Origin of the sequence: Mycobacterium yunnanensis, from assembly GCF_025823185.1 — a bacterium.
GTDB lineage: Bacteria > Actinomycetota > Actinomycetes > Mycobacteriales > Mycobacteriaceae > Mycobacterium > Mycobacterium yunnanensis.
In genome coordinates this window covers 1,445,686-1,452,903 of the sequence record NZ_JACKVK010000008.1, presented here as the reverse complement: position 1 = coordinate 1,452,903, position 7,218 = coordinate 1,445,686, and the positions used below count along the sequence as shown (strand labels likewise).

The window sequence follows — 7,218 nt, the reverse complement described above, 5'->3', positions numbered from 1 at the left end:
CGTGTCCGGCTGGCGATCTCGCAGTGGCCCGATGACGCGCCGCGGGGTGCGGTCTCGACGTTCTGCGCCGAGCACGGCATCTCAAGAAAGTCGTTCTACGCGTTACGTAAGCGCGCGATGGACGACGGGCAGGCCGCGGTGCTGCAACCGAGGACACGACGACCGAAGTCGAGTCCGTCGAGGTTGACCGATGAGGTCAGGGCGCAGGCAGTGGCGGTACGTGCTGCCCTGGAGTCCTCGGGACTGGATCACGGGCCGATCAGTGTGCACGACAGGATGCACGCGATGGGCCTGCCGCAGGTGCCGTCCACCGCGGCGCTGGCGCGGATCTTCCGGGAGGCCGGCGTGGCTCGGCTCGAGCCGAAGAAGAAGCCCCGCTCGGCGTGGCGACGGTTCGTCTACCCGGCACCGAATGCGTGCTGGCAACTCGACGCGACCGAGTACGTCCTCAGCGGCGGGCGCACGTGCGTGATCTTTCAGCTCATCGACGACCACTCCCGCTACGCGGTCGCCTCCCATGTGGCGTGGNCTGAGACGGCCGAGGCCGCCATCGCAGTGTTCGACAAGGCCGTCGCCGATCGTGGTGTACCCCAACGACTGTTGTCCGACAACGGGGCCGCGCTCAACCCGTCCCGGCGCGGACACCTCGGCCGACTCGTCAGCCATGTGGGCGCCTTGGGCGTGCTGACCATCACCGGAAAGCCCTACAAGCCGACCACCCAGGGCAAGAACGAACGCTTCCATCAGACCCTGTTTCGCTACCTCGACAAGCAACCGCTCGCCGCATCGCTGGCCGAACTCCAAGCCCAGGTCGACGCGTTCGACCACCTCTACAACACCGAACGCCCCCACCAGGGCCTGCCCGGTCGCATCACCCCCCAGACGGCGTGGGACGCCACCCCCCAAGCCGACCCGCCCCGTCCCCAGCTCGACCGGCCGATCTACCCGGCGCCCGTCGCGAGCGCCTACCGCAGGCCCCGCACTCCGCCACCACCGAACCTGCCCGCCAACACCCGTGCCAGAACGATCAGCACTGCGGGGACCATCCATCTGGACACGGTCACCTACCGGGTCGACGCACAACGCGCCTTCGAGCAGGTCCTCGTCGTCACCGTCGATGACCAGGTCATCATCACCGACCTACAGGGCGAAGTCCTCGCCGAACACACCCGACCCGCATCCGGTATTCGATACGTCGGCAACGGTCGACCACGGGGCCCAGCCCCCAAAACCGACAGACCGTCACCGAAGTCCTGACACATCAACTGTCACCAATGTCCTGATGCAGAACTGTCACCCAAGTCCTGAGACATCACACATGGACTTGTCATACCCCTCGGCTACAGTCGCACACATGTTCGATAGCGATGANGAAGTCCTGACACATCAACTGTCACCAATGTCCTGATGCAGAACTGTCACCCAAGTCCTGAGACATCACACATGGACTTGTCATACCCCTCGGCTACAGTCGCACACATGTTCGATAGCGATGACGAGGCGGGGCTGGTCGACCGCATCGCCGCGCTCGAACGCGCCAAGTCCGCGGCCGCCGCCGAACAAGCCGTCCTCACCGCCACCCTGGACCAAGCGCGTCGGACCCGGGAAGCCGCCGCCGGAATCCCCACCGCGAAACGCGGCAAGGGATTGGGCAGCGAGATCGCCCTGGCCCGCCGGGACTCCCCCAACCAAGGAGGCCGCCACCTCGGCTTCGCCCGCGCCCTGGTCCACGAAATGCCCCACACCCTGACCGCGTTGCGCGCCGGGGCGCTCTCGGAATGGCGGGCCACCCTCATCGTCCGAGAATCAGCCTTCCTGACGCTCGCCGACCGCAAGATCCTCGACGCCCGGATGTGCGCGGATCTCGCGGGGCTGGACGGCAAGGGTGATCAGCGGATCACCGCCGACGCCAAGGCCATCGCCTACGAACTCGACCCGCACGCCGTGGTCGACCGGGCCGTGCGCGCCGATGTGCGCGGATCTCGCGGGGCTGGACGGCAAGGGTGATCAGCGGATCACCGCCGACGCCAAGGCCATCGCCTACGAACTCGACCCGCACGCCGTGGTCGACCGGGCCGTGCGCGCCGACACCGAACGCTCGGTCTGGGTCCGCCCCGCCCCGGATGCGATGACCTACGTGACCGCCCTGCTCCCCATGACCCAAGGCGTCGCGGTCTACGCCACCCTGCGCCGCGACGCCGACACCTGTGGTGACGGACGCTCCCGCGGCCAGGTCATGGCCGACACCCTCGTCGCACGCGTCACCGGAAGACCCGCCGACGTCCCCGTGCCCATCGCGGTCGAGGTCGTCATCACCGACGAGACCCTCCTCGGCGGGGACCAGGCACCGGCCCGGGTGCCCGGATACGGACCCATCCCCGCCGCCATCGCCTGCCAACTCGTCGACGGCGCCGCCACCGACGACCGATCCACGGCCACCCTGCGCCGGCTCTACCGCCACCCCGACTCCGGTGCGTTGATCGCGATGGAGCCAACTCGTCGACGGCGCCGCCACCGACGACCGATCCACGGCCACCCTGCGCCGGCTCTACCGCCACCCCGACTCCGGTGCGTTGATCGCGATGGAATCCCGCGCCAGGGCGTTCCCGAAGGGATTGGCCCGGTTCATCGCCACCCGCGACGACACCTGCCGCACCCCGTACTGCGACGCCCCCATCCGCCACACCGACCACGCCCGCCCCCATGCCCGCGGTGGCCCGACCACCGCGGTCAACGGGCTCGGTGAATGCGAAGCCTGCAACTACGCCAAGGAAGCCCCCGGCTGGTCGGTCACCACCAGCATCGACCACACAGGTCGCCACACCGCCGAATTCACCACCCCCACCGGCGCCCGGCACCACTCCAAGTCACCACGACTACCCGGCTCACACCGACGTCGCAGCGGCGTCGAAACCGCCTTCGCCGACTACCTCGCCTGGCGCGACCCCGCTTAGCGAAGCTCGGTCGGCCCGGCGGGTGGCGGGGGCATGTTCGGGGGCGGGGGCATGTCGGGCGGCGGGGTCGCGACGATCCCCCACTTGTCGGGGTTCTTCGTCGAGTACACGACGGGCATGAGCTGGCCCATGCTGGGCGCGGTGCCGACGGCCATGAGCACGCGGGTGTAGACCTCGTGCTCACGAATCGTCGGACCGTTGATCACTCCGGTGATGGTCACGAGGTGCGATCCGTCAGACGGTGCGCCGGCGCTCACTCCGGTGACGAGCAGCGTGCCGGAGGAGTTTGCGCCACGCACGCCGGGACTACGGCGCTCACGGAATTCGGCCATCCCCCCAGGCCCACCCGAGCCGTTCGACGCCCCGGGACCACGCCTCCCCCTGATCCTCGGCCCGAGCAACAACACGATGCCACCGACTACCAGCACGAGCACGAGGATTTCGAACACGCCTCCATGGTAGGACTGCAGCCATGACCAATGTGGCGGACGACCTCGACTTGGCCCTCCGGATGGCCGACGAGGCCGACGCGTTGACCCTCGACCGGTTCGGCGCCTTGGACCTGCACGTCGACACCAAGCCCGACCTGACCCCGGTCACCGATGCCGACACCTCCGCCGAGGAACTGCTACGCGGTCTGCTCACCGCCAACCGTCCCGATGACGCCGTCCTCGGCGAAGAATTCGGTGGCACAGCAGTTTTCGAGGGTCGCCAATGGGTGCTGGACCCGATCGACGGCACCAAGAACTTCGTCCGCGGAGTGCCGGTGTGGTCCACGCTCATCGCGCTGCTGGAGGACGGCGTTCCGACGGTGGGCGTCGTGAGCGCCCCCGCCCTTGCGCGCCGGTGGTGGGCGAGCGCCGGCGCCGGTGCGTTCACCGCCTTCAACGGCACCACCCGCAAGATTTCGGTGTCGGGCGTGTCCGAGCTGGATTCGGCGAGCCTGTCGTTCTCCGACTTGACCACCGGGTGGGAGGATCGCCGAGATCGATTCGTCGAACTCACCGACGCGGTCTGGCGCGTCCGGGGCTATGGCGACTTCTGGTCGTACTGCCTGGTGGCCGAGGGCGCCGTCGACGTCGTCGCCGAACCAGAAGTCAAACTGTGGGACCTCGCACCGCTCGACGTCCTGATCCGAGAGGCCGGGGGGAGTTTCACCAACCTTCAGGGCGCTCCCGGGCCGCACGGCGGAAGTGCCGTCGCCACCAACGGCCGCTTGCATTCCGACGTGCTCGGCTGGTTCACGGCGTCGTGATTCTGCGATGCCGTCGAATGTAGGGAAATCCCTGATTCACCACGACGGCACACTCCATAACGTCGTCGCCATGAAGAAGTCCACCCTCCTCGCGGCGGCGTTCACCGGATTCGGAGCCGTCGTCGTCCTCGCTCCGACGGCAGTGGCCAACCCGCGCATCAGCGTGCCCTTCGTCCCCGTCCCGGTAGCCCTCGAACCGCCGCCAAGCGAACCACGTTGACGCCATGACGTTCAGGTGACGTTGATAACACTCGACGCTTATCTTACTCAATAGTAAGATACGGTCATCACGTACTGCCCCAACGATGCGAGGCTGTCGACATGACCAACACCCTGCCTTCCCCCAGCGGCACGAATCAGCGTCCGAAGCGCACCGGCCGCGAGAGCGCGGTCGGCCTCCAGCGGCACGAGCGGACGGCGACCGACATCGCACTCGCCCTGCTGACGCCGCTGCTTGGACAGGAGTTCTTGGACAAGCGAGGCCTCCGAGGCCCCCTCAACCGCGGCCTCCGCAACGGCGTGCAGACGGTGTTCTCCGCGATCGGCGGCTCCACGCGCCAGTTCAACCGCGTTCAGCGGCTCGGAAAGCCCGCCACGCGGCTCAAGCCAAGTGGCGCAGACTATTTCGACCTGACACCGGACGACGAGCAGAAGATGATCGTCGAGACGATCAGCGAGTTCGCCGAGGAGATCCTCCGGCCCGCCGCCCACGACGCCGACGCAGCGGCGACCTATCCCCCGGAGCTGATCGCCAAGGCGGCCGAACTCGGCATCACCGCGGTCAACATTCCCGAGGACTTCGACGGCATCGCCGCGCAGCGCTCGACCGTCACCAACGCACTGGTGGCCGAGGCCCTCGCCTACGGCGACATGGGACTCGCACTTCCCATCCTCGCGCCCGGTGGCGTCGCGTCGGCCCTGACCCACTGGGGCAGCGCCAGTCAGCAGGCGACCTACCTCCCGGAGTTCGCCGGTGAGAACGTGCCCCAGGCATGCGTCGCCATCGCCGAACCGCATGCGCTGTTCGACCCGACGTCGCTGAAGACGGTGGCCACACGCACTCCGGGCGGTTACCGGCTGACCGGCGTCAAGTCGCTGGTGCCCGCCGCCGCCGACGCCGAACTGTTCGTCATCGCCGCCCAGCTCAACGGCAAGGCGACCCTGTTCCTCGTCGAAGCGGGCTCCGAGGGGCTCTCCGTCACGGCCGATCCGAGCATGGGGATCCGCGCCGCGGCGCTGGGCCAGGTCGTACTGGACAACGTCGCGGTGCCGCTGCACAACCGGCTCGGCGAGGACGAGACCAGCGAGGCCGACCACGCCGCCAATTACTCCGAGGCCATCGCCCTGGCCCGATTGGGTTGGGCCGCACTGGCGGTCGGCACATGCCACGCCGTGCTCGACTACGTCGTCCCCTACGTCAAGGAACGCGAGGCGTTCGGCGAGCCCATCGCCCGTCGGCAGTCGGTGGCCTTCATGTGCGCCAACATCGCCATCGAGCTGGACGGGTTGCGGCTGATCACCTGGCGCGGCGCCGCGCGCGCCGAACAAGGCCTGTCGTTCGCCCGGGAAGCCGCGCTCGCCAAGAGGCTTGGCACCGAGAAGGCCATGCAGATCGGCCTGGACGGCGTGCAGCTGCTCGGTGGCCACGGCTTCACCAAGGAACACCCGGTCGAACGCTGGTACCGGGATCTTCGTGCGCTCGGCGTGGCCGAGGGCGTCGTCGTCCTCTAGTCGAGCACTTTCCCAGTCCCTGGTCTGTCGAAAACTACCCGAAAGTCCTCTCATGGCAATCAATCTCGAAATGCCCAAGAAGTTGCAGGCCGTCATCGACACCAGCCACGGAGCGGCCGCCGAGATGCTCCGGCCAATCTCGCGCAAGTACGACCTCGCCGAGCACGCCTACCCCGTCGAGCTCGACACCCTCGCCGAGCTGTTCGAAGGCATGACGGCGGGCAGCAGCATCTCCTTCGCCGGGACCGAGGCGTTCCGCGACGGTGCCGACTCGAAGGTAAACGTCAATGGCGCCAACATGTCCGCGTTGGTCAACGCGCTCGAAATCAGCTGGGGGGACGTCGCCCTGCTCCTGTCGGTGCCCTTCCAAGGCTTGGGCAACGCCGCGCTGTCCGGCGTCGCGACCGACGAGCAGCTGACCCGACTCGGCAAGGTGTGGGCCGCGATGGCCATCACCGAACCGAGCTTCGGCTCCGACTCGGCCGCGGTGTCGACGACGGCCAAGCTCGACGGCGACGAGTACGTCATCAACGGCGAGAAGATCTACGTCACGGCCGGCGCCCGCGCCAGCCACATCGTGGTCTGGGCGACGCTCGACAAGTCGAAGGGCCGCGCGGCGATCAAGTCGTTCATCGTGCCGCGGGACCATCCCGGCGTCACCGTCGAGCGACTCGAGCACAAGCTGGGCATCAAAGCGTCCGACACGGCCGCCATCCGCTTCGACAACGCGCGGATCCCCAAGGACAACCTGCTGGGAAGCCCCGAGATCAACGTCGACAAGGGCTTTGCCGGCGTCATGGAGACGTTCGACAACACCCGGCCCATCGTGGCCGCCATGGCCGTCGGCGTCGCCCGCGCGGCGCTGGAGGAGTTGCGGACCATCCTCACCGACGCCGGTGTGGAGATCTCCTACGACAAGCCAGCCCACGCCCAAAGCGCCCCCGCCGCGGAGTTCCTGCGGCTGGAGGCGGAGTGGGAGGCCGGCTATCTGCTGACCGTGCGCTCCGCCTGGCAGGCCGACAACAAGATCCCGAACTCCAAGGAAGCCTCGATGGGCAAGGCCAAGGCTGCCCGCGTCGGCAGCGAAGTCACCCTCAAGGCCGTCGAAATGGCCGGGACCACTGGCTATTCGGAGAGCACGCTGCTGGAGAAGTGGGCCCGGGACTCGAAGATCCTCGACATCTTCGAGGGCACTCAGCAGATCCAGCAGTTGGTCGTCGCGCGCCGGCTGCTCGGGTTGTCCTCCGCCGAGCTGAAGTAGCCGACCCGCCGGGGCGG

6 protein-coding genes and 1 pseudogene are annotated in these 7,218 nt (G+C 68.0%); 6 read left to right on the top strand and 1 reads right to left on the bottom strand.

The annotated features are described in order from the left end of the window. Both H7K45_RS16925 and H7K45_RS16915 read left to right on the top strand, forming a co-directional pair. Positions 1–1,257 (top strand): integrase core domain-containing protein (locus H7K45_RS16925; RefSeq protein WP_443677449.1); only part of this gene is annotated, 1,257 nt, incomplete at its 5' end. A 222-nt stretch (positions 1,258–1,479) separates the two neighbouring features. Further along, positions 1,480–2,954, top strand: a pseudogene (locus H7K45_RS16915) (HNH endonuclease). On the opposite strand, the gene H7K45_RS16910 reads toward H7K45_RS16915, so the two are convergent. After that, positions 2,951–3,403 carry a hypothetical protein gene (locus tag H7K45_RS16910; protein ID WP_263996947.1) on the bottom strand — a complete coding sequence of 151 codons (453 nt, stop codon included), beginning with the start codon at positions 3,401–3,403 and terminating at the stop codon, positions 2,951–2,953. The pseudogene H7K45_RS16915 and the gene H7K45_RS16910 overlap by 4 nt on opposite strands. A 23-nt stretch (positions 3,404–3,426) precedes the next feature. Here H7K45_RS16910 and hisN point away from each other — a divergent pair, with 23 nt between their 5' ends. From hisN to H7K45_RS16890, 4 genes are all read left to right on the top strand, one after another. Further along, entirely contained in the window at positions 3,427–4,209 is a 783-nt protein-coding gene (gene hisN / locus H7K45_RS16905; RefSeq protein ID WP_263996946.1) for a histidinol-phosphatase, read from the top strand. 70 nt (positions 4,210–4,279) lie between these two features. Further along, on the top strand, positions 4,280–4,429 hold the full coding sequence (locus H7K45_RS16900) for a hypothetical protein (RefSeq protein ID WP_263996945.1): 150 nt from the start codon (positions 4,280–4,282) through the stop codon (positions 4,427–4,429). Between the two features lie 101 nt (positions 4,430–4,530). Continuing rightward, positions 4,531–5,940, top strand: coding sequence for an acyl-CoA dehydrogenase family protein (locus H7K45_RS16895; RefSeq protein ID WP_263996944.1), 1,410 nt, complete (start codon positions 4,531–4,533; stop codon positions 5,938–5,940). Positions 5,941–5,992: 52 nt separating this feature from the next. Beyond that, on the top strand, positions 5,993–7,201 hold the full coding sequence (locus H7K45_RS16890) for an acyl-CoA dehydrogenase family protein (protein ID WP_263996943.1): 1,209 nt from the start codon (positions 5,993–5,995) through the stop codon (positions 7,199–7,201). The last annotated feature ends 17 nt before the right edge of the window (positions 7,202–7,218 follow it).